Below are 24,507 nucleotides of genomic sequence, written 5' to 3' on the forward strand. Positions count from 1 at the left end.
TTCTTGCGCCCGCGTGAAATAAAATTGCAAAAAGGCGTTGACCGAATCTGAGGCCGCCCATATATGGCCCTCACCGACGCGGCGCTGACGGTTTCGACCGGCCCCGCTAGCGACGGTCGCCAACAAATTCGGATAGCCGGTCCCCCGGTGTAAATCGGGGAAACCATCGCTGTCCGCTATTACTGTCTGGCGGTTCTTTGACATCGTTGGTTTTTGATGAAGGGACATGTGGGCGACGGCGCCCGGTCCGGGGACCTCAAGGCTCCGGTAACCGGTTAACTCAAGCCGATCGCCACATCCGACGCGGGCTCCACGCCTGCCCGGATGGCAAGCATGTTCATTCGTATCCATTACGTTTGACAGTGCAGGTATCGGCTCCTTGAAGCTCATGCCAGTGAGGTCGATGGGGTTTTCCCCATGCCTGATTGGTGTGTGACACAACTTGAGAGTTTGATCCTGGCTCAGAACGAACGCTGGCGGCATGCCTAACACATGCAAGTCGAACGAGACCTTCGGGTCTAGTGGCGCACGGGTGCGTAACGCGTGGGAACCTGCCCTTAGGTTCGGAATAACTCAGAGAAATTTGAGCTAATACCGGATAATGTCTTCGGACCAAAGATTTATCGCCTTTGGATGGGCCCGCGTTGGATTAGCTAGTTGGTGGGGTAAAGGCCTACCAAGGCGACGATCCATAGCTGGTCTGAGAGGATGATCAGCCACACTGGGACTGAGACACGGCCCAGACTCCTACGGGAGGCAGCAGTGGGGAATATTGGACAATGGGCGAAAGCCTGATCCAGCAATGCCGCGTGAGTGATGAAGGCCTTAGGGTTGTAAAGCTCTTTTACCCGAGATGATAATGACAGTATCGGGAGAATAAGCTCCGGCTAACTCCGTGCCAGCAGCCGCGGTAATACGGAGGGAGCTAGCGTTGTTCGGAATTACTGGGCGTAAAGCGCACGTAGGCGGCTTTTTAAGTCAGAGGTGAAATCCCGGGGCTCAACCCCGGAACTGCCTTTGAAACTGGGAAGCTAGAATCCTGGAGAGGCGAGTGGAATTCCGAGTGTAGAGGTGAAATTCGTAGATATTCGGAAGAACACCAGTGGCGAAGGCGACTCGCTGGACAGGTATTGACGCTGAGGTGCGAAAGCGTGGGGAGCAAACAGGATTAGATACCCTGGTAGTCCACGCCGTAAACGATGATAACTAGCTGTCCGGGTTCATGGAACTTGGGTGGCGCAGCTAACGCATTAAGTTATCCGCCTGGGGAGTACGGTCGCAAGATTAAAACTCAAAGGAATTGACGGGGGCCTGCACAAGCGGTGGAGCATGTGGTTTAATTCGAAGCAACGCGCAGAACCTTACCAGCCTTTGACATCCTAGGACGACTTCTGGAGACAGATTTCTTCCCTTCGGGGACCTAGTGACAGGTGCTGCATGGCTGTCGTCAGCTCGTGTCGTGAGATGTTGGGTTAAGTCCCGCAACGAGCGCAACCCTCGTCCTTAGTTGCCATCATTTAGTTGGGCACTTTAAGGAAACTGCCGGTGATAAGCCGGAGGAAGGTGGGGATGACGTCAAGTCCTCATGGCCCTTACAGGCTGGGCTACACACGTGCTACAATGGCAACTACAGTGGGCAGCTATCCCGCGAGGGTGAGCTAATCTCCAAAAGTTGTCTCAGTTCGGATTGTTCTCTGCAACTCGAGAGCATGAAGGCGGAATCGCTAGTAATCGCGGATCAGCATGCCGCGGTGAATACGTTCCCAGGCCTTGTACACACCGCCCGTCACACCATGGGAGTTGGATTCACCCGAAGGCAGTGCGCTAACCGCAAGGAGGCAGCTGACCACGGTGGGTTCAGCGACTGGGGTGAAGTCGTAACAAGGTAGCCGTAGGGGAACCTGCGGCTGGATCACCTCCTTTCTAAGGATCTTCGCGAAAGCGCCTCGGCCAGCCCGGGGAAGTGCTTCGCGGTTTCCAAAGAACATTGCCGTCGTCCTCATGTCCTTTCATCAATCGGATACAGCCTGTCGCTTGCGATAGGTTGTGTGCCTGAGCCGGCTCACGCCCACGCGGCAGCCTGTTCCTTCGGGAATGGTGGCCGGACGCAGTGGAGTGGGCCTGTAGCTCAGTCGGTTAGAGCGCACCCCTGATAAGGGTGAGGTCAGAAGTTCGAATCTTCTCAGGCCCACCATTGCTTTAAGGGGCCTTAGCTCAGCTGGGAGAGCACCTGCTTTGCAAGCAGGGGGTCATCGGTTCGATCCCGATAGGCTCCACCAGGCATACTTCAGTCCGATAGATGAAACGAAAGCGGATCCCGCTACGGCGGGTCAGGCAACTTCGGTTGCCGATCTTTGACATTGTGAATGGGTTTTTAAATCGATGCCGTGGCGCATGGATTGTATCGGACGGGGTTCGCCTCGTGCCGGCGATCGATGCATCACAAATCAATCAAATTGATTATCTGGCTGAGATAATTCTCCCACCATCTTCAAGCGATCAGGCTTTTATGCAGGCCTGTCGTTGATGGTGTGGATTCTCAAGCGTGAGGTAAGAGCATTTGGTGGATGCCTTGGCATGTACAGGCGATGAAGGACGTGGCACGCTGCGATAAGCGTCGGGGAGTTGTGAGCAAACTTTGATCCGGCGATTTCCGAATGGGGAAACCCACCTTCACCATTTCTTCCAGTTGGCTTTCGGGCCAGCCGGGCGAGGTGGATAAGGTATCACCGAGCTGAATATATAGGCTTGGTGAAGCGAACCCGGGGAACTGAAACATCTCAGTACCCGGAGGAAAAGACATCAACAGAGATTCCCGTAGTAGTGGCGAGCGAACCGGGACCAGGCCAGTGCCTTCATTTCAACTAGCAGAACACTCTGGAAAGTGTGGCCGTAGCGGGTGACAGCCCCGTATGCGAAAGTGATGATGAAGGACTTGAGTAGGGCGGGACACGTGAAATCCTGTCTGAACATGGGGGGACCACCCTCCAAGCCTAAATACTCGTACATGACCGATAGCGAACACAGTACCGTGAGGGAAAGGTGAAAAGCACCCCGATTAGGGGAGTGAAACAGTACCTGAAACCGGATGCTTACAAGCAGTTGGAGCCCCATAGGGGGTGACAGCGTACCTCTTGCATAATGGGTCAGTGACTTAATCTAGCATGCGAGCTTAAGCCGTTAGGTGTAGGCGAAGCGAAAGCGAGTCTGAATAGGGCGACTGAGTATGTTGGATTAGACCCGAACCCCGGCGATCTAGGCATGAGCAGGCTGAAGGTGCGGTAACACGCACTGGAGGGCCGAACCGTTGCATGTTGAAAAATGCTCGGATGACTTGTGTTTAGGGGTGAAAGGCCAATCAAGCCGGGAAATAGCTGGTTCTCCGCGAAATCTATTGAGGTAGAGCGTCAGATGTATGCCGATGGGGGTAGAGCACTGGATGGGCTAGGGCTGCGCGAGCGGTACCAAACCTAACCAAACTCCGAATACCATCGAGTCTTGTCTGGCAGACAGACGGCGGGTGCTAAGGTCCGTCGTCAAAAGGGAAACAGCCCTAACCTACAGCTAAGGTCCCCAAGTCATATCTAAGTGGGAAAGCATGTGGGAATCCCAAAACAACCAGGAGGTTGGCTTAGAAGCAGCCATCCTTTAAAGAAAGCGTAACAGCTCACTGGTCTAAATAAGGGTTCCTGCGGCGAAAATGTAACGGGGCTAAAGATATGCACCGAAGCTTAGGGTTGCAGTTTACTGCAGCGGTAGCGGAGCGTTCCGTAAGCGAGTGAAGGCGAAGGGTAACCGACGCTGGACGTATCGGAAGTGCGAATGCTGACATGAGTAGCGACAAAGAGGGTGAGATGCCCTCTCGCCGAAAGACCAAGGGTTCCTGCGCAACGCTAATCGGCGCAGGGTGAGCCGGCCCCTAAGACGAGCCCGAAGGGGGTAGTCGATGGGAACCACGTTAATATTCGTGGGCCTGGAGATGTGTGACGGATCTCGTAAATTGTCCTTCCTTATTGGATTGGTGGGGCAGTGAAGAGGTTCCAGGAAATAGCCTCTCCGTATAGACCGTACCCGAAACCGACACAGGTGGTCAGGTAGAGTATACCAAGGCGCTTGAGAGAAGTATCCTGAAGGAACTCGGCAAATTGCCTCCGTACCTTCGGAAGAAGGAGGCCCCATCTTAAGGCAACTTTTGGTGGGGGGCACAGGCCAGGGGGTAGCGACTGTTTATCAAAAACACAGGACTCTGCTAAGTCGGCTTCAAGACGACGTATAGGGTCTGACGCCTGCCCGGTGCTGGAAGGTTAAGAGGAGGAGTGAAAGCTCCGAATTGAAGCCCCAGTAAACGGCGGCCGTAACTATAACGGTCCTAAGGTAGCGAAATTCCTTGTCGGGTAAGTTCCGACCTGCACGAATGGCGTAACGACTTCCCCACTGTCTCCAGGATATGCTCAGCGAAATTGAATTCTCCGTGAAGATGCGGAGTACCCGCGGTTAGACGGAAAGACCCCGTGCACCTTTACTGCAGCTTCAGAGTGGCATTAGGAAAGAGTTGTGTAGCATAGGTGGGAGGCTTTGAAGCGACGGCGCCAGCTGTCGTGGAGCCATAGGTGAAATACCACCCTGCTGTTTTCTGATGTCTAACCTCGCACCGTTATCCGGTGTAGGGACCCTCTGTGGCGGGTAGTTTGACTGGGGCGGTCGCCTCCTAAAGAGTAACGGAGGCGCGCGATGGTAGGCTCAGGACGGTTGGAAACCGTCTGCGAGAGTGCAATGGCATAAGCCTGCCTGACTGCGAGACTGACGAGTCGAGCAGAGACGAAAGTCGGTCATAGTGATCCGGTGGTCCCTCGTGGAAGGGCCATCGCTCAACGGATAAAAGGTACGCCGGGGATAACAGGCTGATGATTCCCAAGAGCTCATATCGACGGAATCGTTTGGCACCTCGATGTCGGCTCATCACATCCTGGGGCTGGAGCAGGTCCCAAGGGTTTGGCTGTTCGCCAATTAAAGTGGTACGTGAGCTGGGTTCAGAACGTCGCGAGACAGTTTGGTCCCTATCTGCCGTGGGCGTCGATACTTGAAAGGAGTTGCCCCTAGTACGAGAGGACCGGGGTGAACGTACCTCTGGTGTACCTGTCATTCTGCCAAGAGTGCCGCAGGGTAGCTATGTACGGACGGGATAACCGCTGAAAGCATCTAAGCGGGAAGCCTCCCTTGAGATTAGGTATCTTTGAACCGTGATAGACCATCACGTTGATAGGCCGGGTGTGGAAGTGCAGTAATGCATGGAGCTAACCGGTCCTAATAGTTCATATCGCGCTTGATGAATCCCGCCATCAACGTCAGTCCTGCACTGCAGGATCGGCTTGAAGGTGAGAATTGGTCAGCCAGATACGCCCTTTACCACTCACCCGCAGTGAGTGTGCATCGATTTAAACCCGCATTCCACCGGCTTCATTGCTTGGTGGCCATAGCGTCTGTGACCCACCCGATCCCATCTCGAACTCGGCCGTGAAACCAGACAGCGCCGATGGTACTGTGTCCTAAGGCACGGAAGAGTAGGTCGTCGCCAGGCATTGCAGCCGGTGGATGCGCGGAAACAAACCCATTCACAAAGTCGAAAGGGCCGACCCATCTGGGCGGCCCTTTTGGCGTCTTTGCGCTTCGGCGCAAAACACAGGCTTCCTTCCGCGACAGCAAAGGAAGCTGGCTGATCGGACCCGCAGGGTCCGCAAGGCCGACCGGCCGCCCGCAGCGACACGACCTCAGGGTCGTATGAGCGAGGAACGCCGACAAGAACGGTATCGCGGGATGGAGCAGTCCGGTAGCTCGTCAGGCTCATAACCTGAAGGTCGTTGGTTCAAATCCAACTCCCGCAACCACCGTCAAAACCCTTCACCATCGGTCATCGCGCCCGCAGCCCCGCTGCCGGGCGCTTTTCGTGTTCGCCGTGCAGACGATCGGCGCTTTGCCTAGGCCTTCAGCCGCCGGCCCAGCGCCTGCCCCATCCTGACCGGGGCGCCAGGTGATAAGCTCGCATCCCATTCGACGCGGCCGGGTTCGAACAACAACATCACGGTCGATCCGAGATAGAAGCGGCCCATCTCTGCTCCAGCCTCCAGCGCCATGCCATCCGCCCCGAAGTCCTCGCGCACAGGCGCGCGGGCGTGGCCGGTGAAGGCATGGGGCCAGACCGTATCGATGCCGGCAACGATCATCGCTCCCACCATCACACTGGCAAACAGGCCATCCTCGCCTTCGAACATGCAGGCCAGCCTTTCGTTGCGCGCGAACAGGCGGTCGATCCCTTCGGCGGTCTGCTGGTTGACCGAAAACAGGTCACCCGGGATGTAGACGCTCGATTGCAGCCGCCCTGTCGCCGGCATGTGCACGCGGTGATAGTCGCGCGGCGACAGGTAGACCGTGATGAACGTCCCTCCCTCGAAACGTTGCGCGCTTTCATCGCCGTGGCCGAGCAGCTCCGCCGTGCTGAAATCGCGGCCCTTGGCCTGGAAAATCCGACCCTTGCTGATCGTGCCGAGCTGGCTGACCGCGCCATCGGCGGGGCTGAGGATGAACCGCTCCGCATCGGCAAGCGGGCGCGTGCCCGATTTCAGCTCGCGCGTGAAGAAATCGTTGAAGCTTTCGAACTCGTCGATCCCGCGCGCTGCCTCGGCAAGATCAACCTCGTAGGCTGCGGCAAACCGGCGGATCAGCTGTGCCTTGATCCACCTGCGCTCGCTGGCGGCGACGGACCCTGCCAGACGCGAAAGCGCGTGTTGCGGGACGATGCGCTGGAGCAGGAGGAAGGGCGTGGTCATGGCCACCCCCTAGCCCCCCGCACAGCCCCTGCCTAGCCTGCCCGCACCCGACCCAGGAAGCCGCGCACCTGATCGCTGAGATGGGCCGCTTGCGCCTCCAACTCGTTGGCGCTGGAGAGCACCTGGCTTGCAGCCGCGCCGGTCGAGAGCGACAATTGGCGCACGTCCTCGATATGGCCCGAGACCTTTTCGGTGCCGCGCGCGGCAAGGTCGATGCTCTGGGCAAGATCGCGTCCCGCGACCGACTGCTGGTCGACCGCGGTAGCGATCGAGACGGCTGTGGCTTCCAGTTCCTTGACCTGCCCCGCTATCGACCGCAGCGCCTTGACGCTCGCGCCGGTGGTGGACTGCATCGCGCGGATCTGGTCGGCGACCTTCTCGGTCGCGCGGCTCGTCTGCATCGCCAGTTCCTTGACCTCGCTCGCGACAACCGCGAACCCGCGGCCCGCCTCGCCGCCGCGCGCGGCTTCGATGCTGGCATTGAGCGCGAGCAGGTTGGTGCGCTGGGCAATGGTCTGGATCAGTTCGACGATCTGGCCGACTTCCTCGGCCGAGGCGGCGAGCGCGGAGATGGTCTCATCCGCTTCGCCCGTTGCTTCGGTCGCGAGCCGCGCGAGTTCGCTGGATGAAGCCGCCTGGCGGCTGATTTCGCTGATCGAAAGCGCGAACTCGTCACTCGCGGCAGCTGCTGCGGTGGCGCCGGCATTGGCCTCTTCCATCGAGGCGGCGACTTCGCCGGTGCGGCGGCTCGCTTCCTCGGCGCTCGATGCCATGCGGGTGGCCGTGGTGTGGAGCTGGCTCGATGCCGCGGCGACGCCGTTCACGACATCGCCCACGGTGCGCTCGAACTGGCGCGCCACCTCGTCGAGCAGCGCGGCCTTTTTGGCCTCGGCTTCGAGCCGTTCGCGCTCGCGCTCCTGCTGCATCTGCAATTCCTGCTCGACCCGTTCGGAGCGTTCGCGCGCGCGGTCTTCCATCCATTTGTTCGCGCGCTTGAACAGCTCGAGCGCACGGACCATCTGCCCGACCTCGTCCTTGCGATCGCCCCCTTCGATGGTGAAGTGGCGATCACCGCTGGAAAGCTGGTTCATGCCGCTGGCAATCTCGACAATCTTGCGCGAGAAATCGCGCGAGAGATAGGCCAGGCCGAGCAGCAGCACAACGCCGCCAATCGTCGCCAGCACCGCCAGAATAAGGATCATGTTGAAGAAATAGGCGATGCCGCTGGTCTCCTGCCTTTCGGCACGGGCGGTCAGGTCCATGGTCAGGCTGCGCGCTTCTTCCAGCACACGATCGCCTTCTGCGGCGACAGCAGTGACTACGGCATTGGCTCTGTCTCCGGAGCGGACAGCCTCCTGCGCCCGGTCGAATTCGGTGCGCAGCGCGTCGATGCGCGCGCGCAGGGCTTCGGCACGCGGGGCCATGTCCGACACGTGTTCATTCATCATGGCGTCGAGGGCCGAGACTTGCGTCATGACGGCAGCTTCGCTCGCCCGCTGGCTTTCGCGCAGGCTGGAGGATCTGTCATAGAGCGCGCGTACCGAATGATAGCGCAGTTCGCCCGCGGCCGATTGCAGTTCGCCCGCCGCCACGACCGCCTCCTGAACCCGGGCGGTGGCATTGTAGCGGTTCCAGAGCTCTCCGAGCCCGAGCCCGAGCACCAGCGACATGACGAAACCGACAGCGAAGAAGGTGCCGAAAATCGCGTTGATCTTGTTCGCGAGACTGAGATCGCGGAACCACGCGAAGCGTTCGAGGAAACTGCTCTGCGCCGGTGCATTGCCGATCACCGCACCAGTATTCGAATCTTCGGATTCAAACTCCGATCTGAGGTCGCGCACGAATTCGGGAACGGCCTGTTCCTCGCGGCGCTCCTGGACAGTCATCATGTTCATGCCGCAATCCCCCGGGGCTCTGGTTCAAGCAATTGTGAAGGAAAATCCTTTCCAAATGCTTGAATGGCGTCCGAAGCCTAGGGAATTGCACGGATTACCCGGCGCGCACCCTGGCAAGGAAGCCCTGCACCTGCTGGCGCAAGGTTGCCGCCTGGGTTTCGAGGCTGTCGGCGCTGGAAAGCACCTGGCTGGCAGCCGCTCCGGTCGATAGTGCCATCTGCCGCACGTCCTCGATATGTCCGGCGACGCTTTCGGTGCCGCGGGCGGCCAGATCGATGCTGCGGGCAAGATCCTGTCCGGCGACCGACTGCTGGTCGACGGCGCTGGCAATCGAGACGGCCGTGGTTTCCAATTGCTGGATCTGCCCGGCGATCATGCGCAGCGCTGAAACGCTGGCGCCGGTGGTGTCCTGCATCGTGCGGATCTGCTCGGCGATCTTCTCGGTCGCACGACTGGTCTGGTTGGCGAGTTCCTTGACCTCGCTGGCAACGACCGCGAACCCGCGCCCGGCTTCGCCGCCGCGCGCCGCCTCGATCGACGCGTTGAGCGCGAGCAGGTTGGTGCGCCGCGCAATGGTCTGGATAAGCTCGACGATCTCGCCCACTTGCTGTGCCGAGCTGGTCAGCGCCCCGATGGTGCTGTCGGCCTCGCGGGCGGACAGTGTGGCCTCGCGCGCCAGCTCGGCCGACGATGCGGCCTGACGGCTGATTTCGCCGATCGACATGGCGAACTCGTCGCTCGCCGAGGCGGCGGCAGTCGCGCCGATATTGGCTTCCTCCATCGCGCCAGCCGCCTCGGTGCTGCGGCGACTGGTATCCTCGGCGGTGGCTGCCATCAGTTTCGAAGTTGTCTGCAACTGGCTCGACGCGGCGACGACCCCGGTGACGACTTCGCCGACGGTGCGCTCGAACTGGTCGGCCAGATCGCGCAGCATGGTCTCGCGGGCGAGGCGGGCCTCCTCCTGCTGTAACTGCAGCCGGGTCTGTTCCTCGCGCTCGGCGGCGGCGCGTTCGGCTCGCTCGCTGCTCAGGCGTTCCAGCCTGACCCCCGCACGATGGAACACCTGCAGCGCACGCGCCATGTCACCGATCTCGTCGCGACGTTCGTGACCCGTGATGGCGACATCCTTCTCGCCCGTGGCAAGCCGGGTCATCTGGCCGGCCATGGTCTTCAGCGCGCCGCCGACATTGTGATTGACATAGCGATGGGCCACCAGCGTGATCAGCGTGAGCGCCGTCGCGATGCCGATCCACACGAACAGCAGCGTGGTAATGAGGTCGGCACCCGCGTCGGAAAGTGCATCCGCGTCCCGGCCCAGCAATTGCGCCATGTCGCGGCCAGCCTCCAGCACCGCTCCGCCGGTCGCACCGACTTCGCGGGCCTGGGCATCGCGGCGCAGCCGGTCGCCAGCGCTCGCTTCGAAGGCCGCGATCTGGCGACGGAAATCGGCCACGCCTTCACGGATCAGCGCCAGCCGGTCATAGGCGGCGACATTGCTCTTGCCGATGATTTCGGCAAGGCCGGTGATGTTCCGGTCGGCCGCTGCCAGTTCGTCGAGCGCCTTGCGCGCGCGTGCGTCATCCCCGCCGGCGACCAGCATCTCGGCGTGGCGCTGGCTTTCGCTGAGGTGGACCAGCAGCCGCTCGGCTTCGATTGCGTGATCATGCGTGAGGTTGATCCGCTGCGCGCGTTCGCCGAGTTCGATGAAGCCGCCGATCGCGAACAGCCCGGCGCACAAGGCGAAGACGAGATTGACGGTGAAGAAGAAGGTGACCTTCCCGCCAACCGACAGGCCATCGAACCAGCTGCGCACGTCCTTGTTCGGGCGGGCCGTGTCTTCCTGCGGCTGCGCGGCGCGCTCGGCAGCAAGGTCAAGCGCGATATCCTGGACCGCGCTCATGCGGCCTGCTCTCCGCGGGCGGTCTTGGCCTGCGCCGCAATCAGACGGTCGATCTCGTCGGCGGGCAGGGCGTGGTAATAGAGCCAGCCCTGGATCTGGTCGCATCCGGCAAGGCGCACCAGCTCGGCTTGCTCCTCGGTCTCGACCCCCTCGGCTGTGACCCCCATGTTGAGCGCACGGGCAAGGGCAATGCTGGAAAGCATCATGGCCCGGCTGCCGTCATCCCCGCCCGCCAGTTCGACAAGGCTTCGATCGAGCTTCAGTTTCTCGAAGCGGAAGCGCCGCAGGAAGCCGATCGAGGCGTAACCCGTGCCGAAATCATCAAGCGTGATGCGCACCCCGAAGGCGCGGATCACGTCCAGCGTGCGTTCTGCAATGACCGGATCGAGCACCAGGCAGGTTTCGGTCACTTCCAGTTCGAGCCGATGCGGGGGAAAGCCTGTTTCTTCCAGCACCTCGCCCAGCTTGATCGGGAATTCCGGGTTGCGCAACTGGGCGGCGGAGATGTTGACTGACAGGGTGATCCCCTCCCACCGCAGCGCATCGGCGACCGCCTGCCGCAGCGCCCACAGGCCGAGCGGGTTGATGAGCCCCGATTCCTCGGCCACCGGAATGAACACGTTCGGGCCGAGCGCGGCGCGCGTTCCCCGATCCCAGCGCAGCAGTGCTTCCACGGCAACGATCCGGCCATCCCCGGCATCGACCAGCGGTTGATAGGCGAGCGCGAATTCGCCTGCGGCAATCCCGGTGCGGATCTCGTCCTCGATCTCGCGCATTCGCTCGCGCCGCCGGTCGAAGCTCTCGTTGAACCAGGTGCAGCGCATCTTGCCGCTGCGCTTGGACATGGACATTGCCACGTCGCTACGCCGCAGCAATTCGGACGAGGGCAGGCGATGGTTTTCGATGCTGCGTGCCAGTCCGATGCTGGCACCGACCGAAATCTGTCGATCACCGATCGGGATCGGGCTCACGAGCCGTTCGAGCAGGGTGCGGCACATGCCTTCAAGGATGGTGCCCGCGACCTTCCCGCGCATCACGGCAGCAAACTCGTCTCCGCCAAGCCGGTAGCACCGGGCCTCCTGGCTGCACGCCTCGCGCAGCATCCGGGCGCATTGCACGATCAATTCGTCGCCCATCGCGTGGCCGTAGTGATCATTGACCTGCTTGAAGGCATCAAGATCGATCAGCGCCAGCGCGACCTCTTCGGTGCCGCTCGAGAACCGCTCGATATCATCATGCAGCGCGCGGCGGTTGGGCAGGCCGGTGAGCGAATCGGTTGTGCCCAGTTCCTCCAGCTCGCGCACACTGGCGATCGCGGTGCGGCCGAGCAGCAGCAGAACCGCCGAATAGACAAGCAGGGTGGCGGCGAGCAGCGGGCCGGGAGCGGTGATGGTCAGCCGGTCATTGAGGCTGACGGCCAGCACCGTGGCCCCTGTCATCACGCTGGCGACGAGCAGCGGTGCCAGCACCAGGCCGGCAGGTGTCAGACGCAGGGGCTTTTGGGTCACCGACAAGATATTGTTCCCGAGCAACGCAGTGCGGAGCGTGCCGCCTGCGATCGGGATCGTCGTAAAAGACAGCGGCTAAGGAAGCGTAAACCCTGACCCCGAAGGCGACCGAAGGCACGCCGCGGTCACGGCTTCAGCCGAAGCGCAGGCGCCGCATCTCGTCCGCCGCACATAGCGGTTCGAAAAAGCTCGCCCGCCGTGCCGAGGGACGGAACCTTTCGGTCTGTCCAACCGTGGTCTCGCCCGCACCCAGCATCAGAAAACCGTCCGGCGTCAGGGCATTGGCAAGCCGGTCGAAAGCGGTAGCGCGGGTCATGCGGTCGAAATAGAGCAGCACGTTGCGGCACAGTACCAGGTCGAAGGGCTGGCGTCCGGGATGGGGGCCGAGCATGTTGTGCTGGCGGAAATGCGCGAGGCGGCGGGTCTCGCTGCGGATTTGCCAGCCCTGCGGGGTTTCGTCGAAGTGACGCAGCATCTGCGTGACGCCGAGGCCGCGCTGCACCTCGAACTGGCTGTACAGCCCGCTGCGCGCGGCATCGATCGCCCGGTGCGAGACATCGGTGCCCAGCAGCTCGATGGTCCATCCCCGCCAGCGCTCCGCCTGCTCGGCAAACAGCATCGCCAGCGAATAGATCTCCTGCCCGGTCGAACAGCCCGCTGACCAGATCGAAAGCCGTTTAGTGTCGGCGCGGCGACGCGCGAGTTCGGGCAGGATGTCCTGCGGGAGCTGGTCGAAGGTCGGCTTGTCGCGGAAGAAATAGGTTTCGTTGTTCAGCAGCGCCTCGACCACCTCTTGCGACAGGTCGGGGCCGCCATGCTCAGCTTCCGGGGTGGCAAGCAGGCACACCAGCTGGTCGACATTGCTGATGCCGTGTTCGCGGAACACGCCTGCCAGCGCCGAATTGACCCGCCAGCGCCGGCTTTCGGTGAGCTGTTGGCCGGTCCGGGCCGCAAGCAGATCGGCGATGATCTGGTGCGAGGCTTCGCTGGTTTCCAAGGTGCCGTCTCAGCTCTGCCTGGCCAGCGGGGCGGCGAGCCTGGCCATGATGGTCTCGCCGATTTTCCCGGGCGATGCGATCAGGCTGGCGAGCCCGGCCTTGGCGATGGCGCCGGGCATCCCCCACACCGCGCTGCTATCGGCATCCTGAACGTAGACCGTACCGCCGGAATTCACCAGTTCCTGCGCGCCGAGCACCCCGTCACGGCCCATGCCCGACAGGATCACCCCCAGCGCACGGCCGTCACAGGCCTGGGCCAGGCTGGCGAGCATCGGATCGACCGAGGGCAGGCAGCCGCTCGGCACGGGCTCGGTGGACAGGCGCGCGGTCAGCCGGTCACCGCTGCGGCGCACCAGCATGTGGCTATGCCCCGGAGCGATCAGGATCCGGCCCGGCCGAACCTCGGTCCCCTCTGCGGCGATATCGGCAGGGCGGCCGCAGGCATTCTCGACCTGCCGGGCGAAGACCGGCACGAAGGAGGGGGGAAGGTGCTGCGTTATGAGCAGCGGCAGTTCGCAGCGTGGACCGAGCGCGCCCAGCAACAGGCCCAGTGCGTGGATCCCGCCCGTCGAAGCGCCGATTGCCACAACCTCCGGACGGCGCGGCGGCAATCCCGTCGCGTCGGGCCGGGCGAAGGAGCGCCGGGCGGCTTCGGGCGCCTCGCTGGCGACGTCGGTCGCGGGCGTGCCGAGCGCGCGGATCTTGCCGAGCAACTGGGCGCGGTAATCCTCGGTAAACCCGCCCGGTCGCGGCTTGAGCAGAGTATCGGCGGCGCCCATCTGGAGCGCGGCGAGACTATGTTCGGCCCCGTCCACCGTCAGGGACGATACCACCAGCACCTTCGGTCGGGCAGGGGTGGCGAGAATGGCGGGCAGCGCGTCGAGCCCGCCCATGCCGGGCATTTCGAGATCGAGCAGCACGACGTCGGCAGGTTCGGTCGCAAGCTGGGCGATGCCGCGTTCGGCGCTGCTCGCGGTTCCGGCGACCACCAGCGTCGGATCGCTTTCCACCATGCGCTTGAAGATCGTGCGCACGGTCAGCGAATCATCGACGATCATCACGCGGATGGCGCCTGCCGCGGCGCGCCGGGCGGTTACCGGCAAGGGGCGGGCAGGGGAGGTCACGCGTAGCCGACGAGCTGCAGCTTGATCTGGAGCGTTTCGTGATCGAACGGCTTCATCACATATTCGTCCGCGCCGGCCTCGATCGCCTCGCGGATATGCGCAACATCGTTCTCGGTCGTGCAGAAGACCACCTTGGGCCGGTCCCCGCCGGGGCGCTGACGAAGATGGGCGAGGAACTCGATCCCGGTCATCACCGGCATGTTCCAGTCCAGCAGCACGACATCGGGCATGGCCGCGTCGCAGGCATCGAGCGCATCCCTACCGTTCTCGGCCTCTTCCACGGCAAAGCCGAGGGTCTCGAGGATATGCCGCGAAACCTTCCGGATTACCCGCGAATCATCGACGATAAGGCACGTTTTCATGGCATTTCCTGCGTTGGACCCGGCCTGAAACTAGAAACCTTTGGTAAGCATAGGATTAAGCCACCGTCTCGATTTCCCCGCGCGCGCCTTCGGGGCCGGCGATCAGCATGGCGAGATCGAGCAGCAGCACTGGCCCTGTCCGGGTCTCGGTCATGCCGGTGGCAACGCGCGACCAGGCCGGCCCAAATCCGCCCGGCACCTGGCCGGGAGCGCCGGTGGCCGTGGTGATGTCCTCGACCCGGTCCACGACCAGCGCGTAGGAATGGCCGCCGTTTGCAATCACCGCAGCGCGCTCGTCGGTCGGCCATTGCGAGCTTTCGAAGCCGAGCGCGCGGCGGCAGTCGATCACGGTCAGCGACTGGCTGCGCAGGGCGGCGATCCCGGCGATGAAATCGGGTGTGCGGGGCACCGGGGTGACGGTTCCGAGCTCGATCACCGACTTCACGTCATGGGCGCTGACCGCGCAGCGGCGACCGGCGATCTGGAGGACGACAAGCAGTTCGGTCATGGGCGGTTGTCTCCGGCGGCGCGGGCATGGCGCAAGGCGGAAAGCGCGGCCAGCAGGGCTTCGCGGTCGTAGCGGTAGATGGTGGCGCTGCCCGGCGTTTCCTCGGGATGGTCGCGCAGCCGGATGACCGGACCTTCCGGTACCCGGCCGAGCGTTTCGGCAACCTCGAACATGTCCTCGGACATGATCGCCACCGCGCCGGGCTCGGCTGCGCTGCCTTCGGGTAGGATGTCATAGCCCGCACTGGTCACCAGCGGTGCAAGGATGGTGCGTGCCCAGTCGCTGTCCGGCAGGGTGCAGCGCGGCCTTGCAATTGTGGCGGAAGGGGCCGGCGTGCCGTGTGCGGCGAACAGGGCATGGGCATCGATAAGAACGACAGGCTCGCCGCCGACGAGCGTCATGGCTTCGATCAACGGATCTTCCGGCACTGCCACCAGTGCGCCGGTCAGCGCGACCGCATCCTCGACCTCGCGCACGGCGTAAAGCACCTCGCAGACCCCGTCGGCGAGGCGCAGCAGGCGCAGCTTGTCGCGGGTAACCGGCGTCTCCGGCAGGCCGACAAGCGGCAGGATCGTTCCGTCGATCACGACCCGCGGACGCTGGCCCGAAGTGTCGATCGCGCTGGTCGGCGCGGTTTCGATGCGCTGCACCAGTTCGAGCCGCACTGCCGAACGGCGCCCGGTGAAATCGGTGAACAGCATGGCCCGCGGCGCGTCGGCTTCGACGGCGGTTTCCGGCATGCTCGGCTGCAGCACCCGCGCTCGCCCGTCGGTGACCAGCGCGTGGCTGGCGGCGATATTGGCGACGTCGAGCAGCAGCACCGGCTGGCCATCATCAAGCAGGGTCGATCCGGCATAGAGGCCGCATTTCATAACCGCCGGGGCCAGCGGCTTGACCACAAGGTCGCCGTGGCTGTGAATGCGATCAACCGCCAGCGCGAACAGATCGCCGCTCGCCAGCCGCAGCAGGACCAGGGTCAGTTCGCGCGCATCGCTTGCGGCATCCTCCAGTCCCAGAACCTCGGCCAGCATCAGGCAGGGGATGCGGTTGCCGCGGAAGGTTACCAGCGCGGCCTCGCCCATACGGGTGAAGTCGAGCGCCTGGTGCGTAGCCTGGACGATTTCCTCGACATAGGCTTGCGGAATCGCGAAGCGCTGGGGGCCGACATCGACCGTAAGCCCGGCGATGATGCTGAGCGTGAGCGGCAGTTGCAGGGTGAACTGGGTGCCCTCGCCCGGCTGGCTGGCAACCCTGATCGTGCCGCCGACCCTTTCGAGGTTCTGGCGCACCACGTCGAGCCCGACCCCGCGGCCCGAAACGCTGCTGACGGTCTCGGCGGTGGAGAAACCGGGCTCGAAGATCAGATTGACGAGCTTCTCGCGGCTCATGGCGCTGCGTTCTGCAGGGGTGATGAGGCCGGTGGCAATGGCCTTGGCGGCGATGCGGTCCTCGTCGAGACCGCGCCCGTCGTCGCTGATCTGGATCGCGATGGTGTTGCCCGATTGCCTTGCGGCGATGGTCAGCAGGCCGATCTCGCGCTTGCCCTCGGCAAGGCGGGCGGCAGGGGCTTCGATCCCGTGATCGATGGCGTTGCGGATGAGGTGGGTCAGCGGATCGCGGATGGTTTCGATCATCTCGCGGTCAAGCTCGACATCGCCGCCGTCAAGGTCGACCATCACCTGCTTGCCGAGTTCGGCGCTGAGGTCGCGGACCAGACGGGGCAGCACGCCGAACAGGGTCTCGATGCGCTGCATCCGCATCCGCGTGATCGCGTCGCGCACGTCGGAGAGAATCGCGGTGAGCCGTTCGAACGGCCCGTCGATGGTCGGCTGGTTGCCTGCCTGACGCAAACGGTGGGCCAGGTCATTGCGCGCCAGCACCATGTCCGAGACACCGCTCATCACCCGGTCGAGCAGTTCCACGGGAAGGCGGATAGTGCGCTGGGCGGCCGGATCGCTCCGCCGGAGCGGGGCGGGCTGGTCGGCGTTGCCCGGCTCTGGAGCCTCTTCACGGGGCTCTTGCGCGGGGTTCACGGCCGGTTCGCTCGCGTCTGACCCCTCTTCGAACCACGTTTCACGTGAAACATCCAGCAACGCGATCAGCGCCGCGTCATCGCCTTCGGGCAGACCCTCGCCTGCTTCGATGGCATCGATCATAAGCGCGATCCGGTCGATGACGGCAAGCACAGCCGAGACCAGCGCCTGATCGGGTTCGCGCCGTCCTGCACGGCAATCGGCCAGCGCATCCTCGGCGGCGTGGGACAGGGCAGCAAGGCGCGGGAAGTCGAAGAAGCCGCAATTGCCCTTCACCGTATGGACGAAGCGGAAGATCGCATCCAGACGCGCGCGATCGGCCGGATCGGCTTCCCAAGCGACGATCTCGCCGCCCGAAGCTTCCAGCATTTCGCGGGTCTCGGCGATGAACTCCGCCAGCAGATCATCCATCAGTAGCACGCCCCTTTGTCTCGCGCGTACTGCTATGCGGTAAGGTTGGTTAATGAAGACCTAGCGCGGGGTCGCCAACGTCACGCCCAGGCGGGGCGGGGACGCGCAAAGATGAAGCGCACCAGCACCACTGCCGAAACCGCGCCGAACAGATTGGCGGCGAGTTCGGCGGTGTAGATTGCCGCGCTGCCCATGCCGCCTTGCAGCACCAGCGCCACCGGCAGCATGACCAGAAACACCCGGCCGACCGATTGCATCAGCGCAAGGCCCGCCTTGTCGACAGCGTTCATGATCCCGTTGCCGACAATCAGCAGGCCGAACCCGGCATAGCCCCAGGCGGCGATTTCGAGATAGAGCGCGAATTCGGCGATGACGGCGGGATCCTCGGTAAACAGGCGCGCGAAGTTCTCTCCGGCGAGCACCATTGCGACCGCCACGAACAGCCCCCAGACCACGCAGAAGCCCGCGGCCCACAGCGCTGCCTCGCGCGAGCGGTCATAGCGGCCCGCGCCCCAGTTCTGCCCGACAATCGCCCCGATCGCTCCCGACAGGCCGAGCAGCGGCACGATCACGAAGCTCTGCAGGCGGCCTGCCGCGCCGAAGCCCGCCACCGCCGCCTCGCCCTCCAGCGCCACCAGCGCGGTCAGAATCGAAAGGCCCAGCGGATTGATCGCATTGGAAAAAGCCGCCGGCAGTCCGACTCGGATGATCGCCTTGGCCGGATCGATCAGCGAGCAATCCCTGAGCAGCGTGAAATCGAGCGGCAAGCTGGTCGAACGCACCAGCCACACCGCCACTGCAACGCCCAGCGCCCAGCCGATCACCGTGGCATAGGCTGCCCCTGCCATGCCGTAACCCTCGAACCCGAAGGCTCCCGTGATCAGCAGCGGGTCGAGTACCCAGTTGGCCGCGGCATAGGAAATGCTGATGGTGCTGGTCTTGCGCGCTTCTCCCTGTCCGCGCAGCACGCCGTTGAAGCCCATGATCGCCAAGATCAGCGGGAAGCCGATTGCATAGGGGCGCATGTATTCGCGGATGATCGGCATCAGGTCTGCGGGCGCGTTCATCGCGGTAAAGATCGGATCGATCGCCAGCCACAGGGCGAGTCCCATCACAGCGCCGCACAGGCAGGCGAAGACAATCCCGAAATTGGCGCGCCGCGCGGCCTTCTCGTGGTCGCCTTCCCCCAGAGCGCGGGCGACCACCGAATTGATGCCGACCATTATCCCCACCCCCAGCGATGTGATCGCCACCGAAACCGGGAAGATGAAGGAAATCGCCGCCAGCGCATCCGAACCGAGCTGGCCGATGAAATAGGAATCGACCAGCCCGATCGACATGATCGCCGCCACCCCGATCACCATCGGCAGCGTCTGGCTGACGAGGTGGCCCGGGATGGAGCCGGTGACCAGTTTGGGAAGGCTTTGCTGTGATGCGCTCATGCGCTTTCAGGCGTAGCGAGCCGCGTGCGCCTTGCAAAGCATTCCCTGTGCGTGCGATAGCATGGGGCAAGGACAGACGGAGAGGAACGGCCCATGGCAACCCAGCTGAAACCCACGCCCAACAGTCTCGAAGGCGAATGCAGCAAGGAAGAATGGCAGGCGCGGCTTGATCTGGCGGCGTGCTACCGGATTTTCGATCACCTCGGCTGGTCGGAATCGATCTACAACCACATCTCGCTCAAGGTGCCGGGAGAGGAGAACACCTTCCTCATCAACCCCTTCGGGCTGCTCTACAGCGAAGTCACCGCGAGCAATCTCGTCAAGATCGATGTCGAGGGCAATAATGTCGGCGGCTCGCCCTTTATGGTGAACAAGGCGGGCTTCACCCAGCACGCCTATTTCCACAAGCATCTGGGCGCGCGGGCCGACGCTATCTGCCACGTTCACACCACCGCGACCATGGCGGTGGCGAGCCACAAGGACGGGCTGCTGCCGACCAATTTCTACGCATGCAATTTCCAGGGCCAGATCGGCTATCACGATTTCGAGGGCGTCACGGTGCGGCCCGAGGAGGGCGAGCGGCTGGTGCAGAACCTCGGTAATCATACCATCCTGATGCTGCGCAACCATGGCCCCGTGGTCATGGACCGCACCATTCAGGGGATGTTCGTCAAGATGTGGGCGCTCCAGCGCGCCTGCGAGATCCAGGTGGCGACGCTCGGCATGGGCGATCCGATCCTGATTTCGCAAGACGTGATCGATGTGCACCAGCGCGACCTTGCGGTGATGAGCGGGCAGGGCGGCGCCGGCCTGTTCGACTTCGAGGCGTGGAAGCGCCGGGTCGACAAGATCGACGACAGCTGGCGGCAGTAGGAGCCTCCCCTAAGGGCATCCCATGTCGCGCATGACCGTCAACGAACGGCCGGTCGAGTTCGACCTCGATCCCCGGATGCCGCTGCTCTACGCGCTGCGCGAGGCGATGAACCTCACCGGCACCAAGGCCTGTGGCGGCGGGGAATGCGGCGGCGCGTGCATGGTGCTGGTCGACGGGGTAGCCCTGCGGTCATGCAAGATCACGCTGGCCGAAGCAGAAGGACGGATCATCACCACGATCGAGGGGCTGAGCCGTGACCGTTCGCATCCGGTCCAGCAGGCCATGGTGGCCGAACAGGCGATCCAGTGCGGCTACTGCACTCCGGGCATCATCATCGCCGCAGCTGCCCTGATCCAGCGCAATGCCTCTCCGAGCCGCGAGGAGGTCGAGGCGGCGATTCCCAATATCTGTCGCTGCGGAGTCTATCCAAGGCTGGTGCGCGCTGTAGAGCGTGCGGGACGCGTGGCACGGCGCCGCGAGGGTATCAGCGCCGCGCCCGCGCCGGGCATCAGCGCCGAGGATGCGGCCAAGGCCGTCCCAGCCCTGCGGGTTCCGTCCGAAGCGGACGAAACCCGCTGACCCGCTCTAGAACCGGCCGGTGAGCGTGAGCCGCGCATTCAACGGCGGTGCCACGGTCAATTCGTCTGCCGAGTGCGCATTGGGGAAGTAGAGTTCGTCGGTGAGGTTCTCGACATTGATCTGCACCCGCAGATTGTCGCTAACGTCGTAGAACACCGCCATGTCGACCCGTGCATAGGCGGGCAGGGTCGCGGTATTGGCATTGTCCGCAAAGCTTTCGTCCTGCGCAGTCAGGCCAAGCCCGAAGCCGAGCCGGTCCGTCGCGCGGAAATTGTTCCAGATCGAGAACATGTTCTCCGGCAATTCGCGCAGGCGGCGCCCGGTCGGTCCGGTGCGGCTCTGCTGCTCGCCGTCGAGATAGGAATAGCCGGCCGTAAGGAACCACCAGGGCGCAACCTCCCCCTGCAGCGATGCTTCGAAGCCGCGGATCTTGCTGTCGATCACGTCGAGCGTATCGGGGTTGGCATCCGACACTTGCGGCGATGACTGCTCGATCTGGAACACCGCCCCCGTCAGCGCGAGGCCGGGCCTGATGTCCCATTTGATGCCCGCTTCGAGATTCGAGAATGTATCGGGATCGAGCGCGTCATTGGGCGGGTTGATGTCGGCGAACTGGTCGCCCGAACGCGGCAGGAAGGTTTCCGAATAGCTGGTGTAGAGCGACAGGTTTTCCTGCGGCTTGACGATGACGCCCAGACGCGGCGTGATTTCCTCGTCCTTGCGGGTGCGCACCACGCCGTTGCGCTGATCCAGCACCGTGAACTCGAAGCTGTCGAACCGCGCGCCGAGGACCACCCGCAGCCATTCGGCGACCTTGATCTCGTCCTGGATATAGGCAGAGAAGACTGTCAGATCGGCCTCGGTGTCGTCGTTGATAGCGGTGAACGGCCCGCGCGTCGTGCGCCCGTCGGCAAGCTGGCCGACCCCGCCACGCAGCGGAAAGGGGCGCACCGCCGGGAAGAACTCGACATCGGGCCGACGGCCATCGGCGACCGCCGTATCGAACACCGGGTTGAAGCGGTCGTTGTTGTTGCTGGTGTCGAGGAACTCGGCGCCGACGATCAGCGTGTGGCCGATCCCGCCGGTGTCGAACTCGCCGATCAGGTTACCGGACAGTACGAGGTTCCGGCGCTGGGTGGTGTCGATGTAGCCATCCATCGCCACCACGTTGGTCGCAGGATTGTAGCCCACCGGAAAGTAGTTGGCGTAAACCTTGTCATAATCGCCCCATGAGGCGGTGACATTGCCCTTGAGGCTGTCGGAAAAGCTGTGCTGCACCGTGCCTCGCACGACATGGGCGCGGAAGGTGGTGTAGTTGTTATCCGGATCGCCGAAGGTGATGTTGCGCAGGAAGCGCACCGGATCGCCATTGTCGTCGGTCGGAATGCCGCGGTCGATGAAGCGTTCGTGGTCGACATATTCGTAGGCAAGGTCGATCGTTGTGCGGCTGCCCAGTTCGACGCGGAAGGTCGGGTTGATCGCGAACTGTTCCCCGTCGAACAGGTCACGGTGATTGTTGAGGCTCTCGTAGGCCGCGTTGATGCGCAATGCCGAGTTGTCAGCCACGGCAAGGTTGAGGTCGGCCCAGATGTCGAAAGCACCGAAGCTGTCGATCGAGGTGCGCACACCGGTGAAGGTCTCGCCCACCACGCCTTTCTTCGTGACGCGGTTGAGGATGCCGCCGGTGCCACCGCGGCCGAACAGAAGGGCGTTGGGACCGCGCAGGATTTCCACCTGTTCGAGATTGTAGAGCCCGCGGTAATATTCGACATCGTCGCGCACGCCGTCGACAAAGAAATCCGCGGTCGAGCGGACGCCGCGAAACACCACGGCGTCGCGGTGGCCTTCGCCCTGCGAATTGGTGACGCCCGGCGTGTAGAGCACGATGTCGCCGATCGAATCGAAGCCCTGCCGGATGATCTGGTCCGCCGTCGTGATCGAAAGCGACTGCGGCACGTCGATGATCGGGGTCGGCGTCTTGGTCGCGTTGATCTGGTTCGAATAGAGCACGTCGCCGGTGACGACGATATTGGGCCCGCGGTCTCCGGCATCGTCCGCTGCAGTGGCGGAAACGGCCTCGGCGGTCGTGTCGACGGTCGTGGGTTCAGCGAGCGCGGGAAAAGCAAGGAAGGCGCAGCCCATCAGCAGGGCGGTGCGCGCGGAGGGGAGAATCATGAATTACCTTTCTCGTTGGCCGGCAGCAGCTATTGCAAGTTATTTGCATCTGCAAGCCTTCCGGGAAGCGGCAATTGATAATCATCAAACTGTGGCATTTGTGTCGCCTCTGGCCTATGCGCATCGCCATCGCACAGCATGAGGAGGCAGGCGGCGATGAAGGCGACGATCTGGCATAATTCCAATTGCGGCACCTCGCGAAAGACCCTGGCGATTCTCGAAAGCCTCAGCCGGGTCGAGGTGACGGTGGTGGAATATCTGAAAGATCCGCCGACAGCCGAAAAGCTTGCCCAGCTTTACCGCGATGCCGGGATCACGCCCCAGCAGGGCCTGCGTCTGCGCGGCACCGATGCTGCCGAACGCGGGCTGCCCGACGCCGATGATGCCACCGTGCTCGCCGCGATGGTGGCCGATCCGATTCTGATCGAGCGCCCGCTGGTCGAGACCGACAAGGGCGTGCGCCTGTGCCGTCCGCAGGACACCGTTCTGGAAATCCTCTAGACCCGCTCGCGGGTGAGTTCCTGATCCGCCTGCAAGCCCTTCCAGCCGTGAACCAGCACCGCCGCACACAGCGCGACGATCAGCCCGAAGCCGAGCCAGTCGGAATGGCCGTAGAGCCACACACCCAGCGCCGGGGCATAGATGTAGCTCGCTCCGGCAAGGCTGGCGACGATCCCGCTGGCCTGCCCCTGTTCGGCGCGCGTCACCGCCAGCGAGGTACCGGCCGTGGTGCCGGGCCGGAACAGGCCGAAGCCCAATGAGGCAATGGCATAGCCAAGCGCAATCAGATGCAGGTCTCCCGCTACCGCGAGCAGCACAGTGCCTAAGGCTGCCGTCGCGATCCCCCATAAGGTCGCGGCGCGCGGGCCGAGGTCGAAACGCGGGATCAGCCCCCATTGTGCAAGCAGGGTTGCCGCCGCTCCGAAACTCAACACAAGCGCGACCGGCCCCGCGCCCTCCGAAGGCGTGTCGCGCAGGCCCAGCCGGTCGAGCACCAGAAAGCCTGAAATCCCCAGCACCATCGCCTGCGCATGGCCGCCGAAGAACCCTGCAAAGACCCAGGGACGCAGGCGAGGATCGAGCCATGAAAGTCGCGGCGGCTCGGAGTCGAGCGCGCCATCCTCATCCGCATCGAGTTGCCCTTGCGGATCGCTTGGCGCCCCGCTCGATGCGCTTGAATAGGGCGCGGCCTGCCCGCGCGCGGCGAACTGCGGCTCGTCATTGGGCAGGCGCAGCCTCAGGGTGACGAGCGCCACGCCGCCGATCACAGCATAGCAGATGAACGGACCCGTCAGGCCCAGCCCGAGAAACGGCAGGACCATCAGCGGGGCGAGGACCGGACCGATCACCGTGCCCAGACCGAAGCTTGAGGCGATCAGCGACAGCGCCTGCGTGCGCTGGGCACGCGGCGTGCGCGAGGCGACATAGGCCTGCACCGCCGGCGGCGCGGCGCTGCCGAACCCGCCATACAGGCTGCGCGCTGCGGCAAAGGCGAGCAGCGCCCAGAAGGCCGAGATCCAGCCCGTCAGTCCCGCAAACAGTGCCAGCCCGCATAGCAGCATCGAAATGATGAACCCGACCAGCCCGAGCGCCATCATCGCCTTTCGCCCACGCTTGTCCGAACGCCGCGCCCACAGCGGTGCGCACACCACCCACAAGAGCGCCGACCAGCTGTAGGCAAGGCTGATCCAAACGTCTGCTACGCCCAGTGCCGTTCCGATTGACGGCATCACCGATTGCATCGCGGTATTGCCCGCCGCCGTTACCAGCATGACGGTGAAAAGCAGTGCCATGCGCGACGCTGGAATGGCGCTGGCGCGCGCAGGAGACGCGGTGCCGCTCGGATCTGGTTCGGTATCGGCCATGGCAGTTCT

At 63.3% G+C, this 24,507-nt stretch carries 16 protein-coding genes, 3 tRNA genes and 3 rRNA genes; 10 read left to right on the top strand and 12 right to left on the bottom strand.

Translation table 11 applies throughout. The features are described from left to right. Positions 1–438: 438 nt before the first annotated feature. The 6 genes from I603_RS08170 to I603_RS08195 all read left to right on the top strand — a co-directional run bounded on the left by I603_RS08170 (position 439) and on the right by I603_RS08195 (position 5,885). Positions 439–1,923 (top strand): 16S ribosomal RNA (locus I603_RS08170). 194 nt (positions 1,924–2,117) lie between these two features. Further along, positions 2,118–2,194, top strand: a tRNA-Ile gene (locus I603_RS08175). Positions 2,195–2,203: 9 nt separating this feature from the next. Continuing rightward, positions 2,204–2,279: transfer RNA gene (locus tag I603_RS08180), tRNA-Ala, on the top strand. A 261-nt stretch (positions 2,280–2,540) separates the two neighbouring features. After that, positions 2,541–5,328: ribosomal RNA gene (locus tag I603_RS08185) — 23S ribosomal RNA — on the top strand. A gap of 135 nt (positions 5,329–5,463) precedes the next feature. Then, positions 5,464–5,578, top strand: a 5S ribosomal RNA gene (rrf, locus tag I603_RS08190). The 16S, 23S and 5S rRNA genes sit together here with 3 tRNA genes alongside, the layout of an rRNA operon. A 230-nt stretch (positions 5,579–5,808) precedes the next feature. After that, a tRNA-Met gene (locus I603_RS08195) sits at positions 5,809–5,885 on the top strand. 90 nt (positions 5,886–5,975) lie between these two features. Here the strand turns inward: I603_RS08195 and asd are convergent. The 10 genes from asd to I603_RS08245 form a co-directional block, all read right to left on the bottom strand. Next, positions 5,976–6,824: an archaetidylserine decarboxylase gene (gene asd / locus I603_RS08200; protein WP_068863911.1), complete on the bottom strand. Its 849-nt coding sequence runs from the start codon at positions 6,822–6,824 to the stop codon at positions 5,976–5,978. Between the two features lie 32 nt (positions 6,825–6,856). Beyond that, entirely contained in the window at positions 6,857–8,719 is a 1,863-nt protein-coding gene (locus I603_RS08205) for a methyl-accepting chemotaxis protein (protein ID WP_068863913.1), read from the bottom strand. A gap of 94 nt (positions 8,720–8,813) precedes the next feature. After that, entirely contained in the window at positions 8,814–10,724 is a 1,911-nt protein-coding gene (locus tag I603_RS08210; RefSeq protein ID WP_415858452.1) for a methyl-accepting chemotaxis protein, read from the bottom strand. Then, positions 10,616–12,127, bottom strand: coding sequence for a putative bifunctional diguanylate cyclase/phosphodiesterase (locus I603_RS08215; protein ID WP_232305297.1), 1,512 nt, complete (start codon positions 12,125–12,127; stop codon positions 10,616–10,618). The genes I603_RS08210 and I603_RS08215 overlap by 109 nt, the downstream gene beginning before the upstream one ends. A 133-nt stretch (positions 12,128–12,260) precedes the next feature. Continuing rightward, positions 12,261–13,124 carry a CheR family methyltransferase gene (locus I603_RS08220; RefSeq protein ID WP_068863917.1) on the bottom strand — a complete coding sequence of 288 codons (864 nt, stop codon included), beginning with the start codon at positions 13,122–13,124 and terminating at the stop codon, positions 12,261–12,263. Between the two features lie 9 nt (positions 13,125–13,133). Beyond that, positions 13,134–14,249 (bottom strand): chemotaxis-specific protein-glutamate methyltransferase CheB, encoded by a 1,116-nt coding sequence (cheB, locus tag I603_RS08225; RefSeq protein ID WP_232305298.1) that lies wholly within the window; start codon positions 14,247–14,249, stop codon positions 13,134–13,136. After that, positions 14,246–14,611: a response regulator gene (locus tag I603_RS08230; RefSeq protein WP_068863919.1), complete on the bottom strand. Its 366-nt coding sequence runs from the start codon at positions 14,609–14,611 to the stop codon at positions 14,246–14,248. Before I603_RS08230 ends, cheB begins: the two co-directional genes overlap by 4 nt. Positions 14,612–14,666: 55 nt before the next feature. After that, positions 14,667–15,119, bottom strand: a complete 453-nt coding sequence (locus tag I603_RS08235) for a chemotaxis protein CheW (RefSeq protein ID WP_068863921.1) — start codon at positions 15,117–15,119, stop codon at positions 14,667–14,669. After that, positions 15,116–17,563: a chemotaxis protein CheA gene (locus tag I603_RS08240; RefSeq protein WP_068863923.1), complete on the bottom strand. Its 2,448-nt coding sequence runs from the start codon at positions 17,561–17,563 to the stop codon at positions 15,116–15,118. The genes I603_RS08235 and I603_RS08240 overlap by 4 nt, the downstream gene beginning before the upstream one ends. An 80-nt stretch (positions 17,564–17,643) precedes the next feature. Next, the gene (locus I603_RS08245; RefSeq protein ID WP_068863925.1) at positions 17,644–19,005 is read right to left on the bottom strand and encodes an MATE family efflux transporter; all 1,362 of its coding nucleotides are present in this window, start codon (positions 19,003–19,005) and stop codon (positions 17,644–17,646) included. 93 nt (positions 19,006–19,098) lie between these two features. On the opposite strand from I603_RS08245, the gene I603_RS08250 reads away from it, so the two are divergent. Together I603_RS08250 and I603_RS08255 are read left to right on the top strand one after the other, a co-directional pair. Beyond that, positions 19,099–19,878, top strand: a complete 780-nt coding sequence (locus I603_RS08250; protein ID WP_068863927.1) for a class II aldolase/adducin family protein — start codon at positions 19,099–19,101, stop codon at positions 19,876–19,878. 22 nt (positions 19,879–19,900) lie between these two features. Further along, positions 19,901–20,458: a (2Fe-2S)-binding protein gene (locus I603_RS08255; RefSeq protein ID WP_068863929.1), complete on the top strand. Its 558-nt coding sequence runs from the start codon at positions 19,901–19,903 to the stop codon at positions 20,456–20,458. Between the two features lie 6 nt (positions 20,459–20,464). On the opposite strand, the gene I603_RS08260 is transcribed toward I603_RS08255, so the two are convergent. Then, positions 20,465–22,633: a TonB-dependent receptor gene (locus tag I603_RS08260; RefSeq protein WP_084439978.1), complete on the bottom strand. Its 2,169-nt coding sequence runs from the start codon at positions 22,631–22,633 to the stop codon at positions 20,465–20,467. On the opposite strand from I603_RS08260, the gene I603_RS14525 reads away from it, so the two are divergent. Both I603_RS14525 and I603_RS08265 read left to right on the top strand, forming a co-directional pair. After that, on the top strand, positions 22,632–22,775 hold the full coding sequence (locus I603_RS14525; protein ID WP_157090865.1) for a hypothetical protein: 144 nt from the start codon (positions 22,632–22,634) through the stop codon (positions 22,773–22,775). The two genes, I603_RS08260 and I603_RS14525, sit on opposite strands and share 2 nt — an antisense overlap. A 14-nt stretch (positions 22,776–22,789) precedes the next feature. Next, the gene (locus I603_RS08265) at positions 22,790–23,134 is read left to right on the top strand and encodes an arsenate reductase family protein (RefSeq protein WP_068863931.1); all 345 of its coding nucleotides are present in this window, start codon (positions 22,790–22,792) and stop codon (positions 23,132–23,134) included. On the opposite strand, the gene I603_RS08270 is transcribed toward I603_RS08265, so the two are convergent. Next, complete coding sequence (locus I603_RS08270; protein WP_068863932.1) at positions 23,131–24,498, bottom strand: MFS transporter; 1,368 nt, start codon at positions 24,496–24,498, stop codon at positions 23,131–23,133. The two genes, I603_RS08265 and I603_RS08270, sit on opposite strands and share 4 nt — an antisense overlap. Between the last annotated feature and the right edge of the window lie 9 nt (positions 24,499–24,507).

This window comes from Erythrobacter dokdonensis DSW-74 (genome assembly GCF_001677335.1).
Classification (GTDB): domain Bacteria; phylum Pseudomonadota; class Alphaproteobacteria; order Sphingomonadales; family Sphingomonadaceae; genus Erythrobacter; species Erythrobacter dokdonensis.

Bases quoted from the DNA above. Each gene is read 5' to 3' on its own strand.
- asd (WP_068863911.1), bottom strand. From the start codon at position 6,824: ATGACCACGCCCTTCCTCCTGCTCCAGCGCATCGTCCCGCAACACGCG.
- I603_RS08205 (WP_068863913.1), bottom strand. From the start codon at position 8,719: ATGAACATGATGACTGTCCAGGAGCGCCGCGAGGAACAGGCCGTTCCC.
- I603_RS08210 (WP_415858452.1), bottom strand. From the start codon at position 10,724: ATGCGACCAGATCCAGGGCTGGCTCTATTACCACGCCCTGCCCGCCGA.
- I603_RS08230 (WP_068863919.1), bottom strand. From the start codon at position 14,611: ATGAAAACGTGCCTTATCGTCGATGATTCGCGGGTAATCCGGAAGGTT.
- I603_RS08235 (WP_068863921.1), bottom strand. From the start codon at position 15,119: ATGACCGAACTGCTTGTCGTCCTCCAGATCGCCGGTCGCCGCTGCGCG.
- I603_RS08240 (WP_068863923.1), bottom strand. From the start codon at position 17,563: ATGGATGATCTGCTGGCGGAGTTCATCGCCGAGACCCGCGAAATGCTG.
- I603_RS08245 (WP_068863925.1), bottom strand. From the start codon at position 19,005: ATGAGCGCATCACAGCAAAGCCTTCCCAAACTGGTCACCGGCTCCATC.
- I603_RS08250 (WP_068863927.1), top strand. From the start codon at position 19,099: ATGGCAACCCAGCTGAAACCCACGCCCAACAGTCTCGAAGGCGAATGC.
- I603_RS08255 (WP_068863929.1), top strand. From the start codon at position 19,901: ATGTCGCGCATGACCGTCAACGAACGGCCGGTCGAGTTCGACCTCGAT.
- I603_RS14525 (WP_157090865.1), top strand. From the start codon at position 22,632: ATGAATTACCTTTCTCGTTGGCCGGCAGCAGCTATTGCAAGTTATTTG.
- I603_RS08260 (WP_084439978.1), bottom strand. From the start codon at position 22,633: ATGATTCTCCCCTCCGCGCGCACCGCCCTGCTGATGGGCTGCGCCTTC.
- I603_RS08265 (WP_068863931.1), top strand. From the start codon at position 22,790: ATGAAGGCGACGATCTGGCATAATTCCAATTGCGGCACCTCGCGAAAG.
- I603_RS08270 (WP_068863932.1), bottom strand. From the start codon at position 24,498: ATGGCCGATACCGAACCAGATCCGAGCGGCACCGCGTCTCCTGCGCGC.